At 35.6% G+C, this 789-nt stretch carries 1 protein-coding gene; it reads left to right on the top strand.

Annotation, left to right across the window (positions count from 1 at the left end):
- Positions 1–105 precede the first annotated feature (105 nt).
- Complete coding sequence (locus ACE01N_RS20560) at positions 106–636, top strand: hypothetical protein (protein ID WP_380592972.1); 531 nt, start codon at positions 106–108, stop codon at positions 634–636.
- The last annotated feature ends 153 nt before the right edge of the window (positions 637–789 follow it).

The raw sequence follows: 789 nt of genomic DNA, 5'->3' as shown, positions 1-789 counted from the left end.
ATGCCGTCGTTTTCGGCTTGACAGTCTCCACTCCGTGGGACAGTCAACCGCACGACACCATACCGCGGGAACGTTGTGTACCATGTTGTGACAAAATAGATTCTTATGAAGAATATTATTAAAAGCTTTCCTCCAAGCATACTGATATTAATGTTTTTATTGAGTTATTGTCAGACAAGAAAAAATAACTTTACTGACTTAGACTCGAATGTTTATATCGCACATGGAAACTTTGGAGGAATTAATAGTCAAATTTCAAATAACATATTAGACTCTTTAATTAATGTTTTACCTTATTGGAGACTTGACAACTATAAAACGACTAATTTTATAGAAAGCCTTGCTGTTGACTTATTAAGAAACAAACTTGAATTAAAAGAACTGAAAACAAGTGAATTTTTAATTTTTGAAATCACCATAGAAAATGATTCTATATTCGTATTTCATCTAGACCATATTGACAGTTACGTTTATAAATATAATCTTGATAAAGCAAATTCAGAATTATCAAAAAAACCTCTACCTGATGGAACTATCGAAGTAATTCCTCCAATAACGGGGAATGTATCTGGTCATGAAGGTTGGTATCGAGTTGATTTAGATAGAAATGAATTAGAAGTAGACTATGCACAATAAAACACGGTACACAACACGCGGTGCATAGTGCATGCGGTTCTTTTATCTTGCAAATCTATATGCATCCTGGCGTCGGTTTCGGCTTGACAGTCTCCACTTCGTGGGACAGTCAACCGCACGACACCATACCGCGGGAACGTTGTATGTCATTTT

It is taken from the genome of Quyinboa ferrireducens, assembly GCF_042436675.1.
Lineage (GTDB): Bacteria > Bacteroidota > Bacteroidia > Bacteroidales > UBA5342 > JBHJHP01.
The sequence above is the reverse complement of the archived record's forward strand: the minus strand, read 5'-3'. Positions and strand labels throughout refer to the sequence as shown.

Excerpts from the sequence above, each read along its gene's own strand:
- ACE01N_RS20560 (WP_380592972.1), top strand. The coding sequence starts at position 106 with ATGAAGAATATTATTAAAAGCTTTCCTCCAAGCATACTGATATTAATG.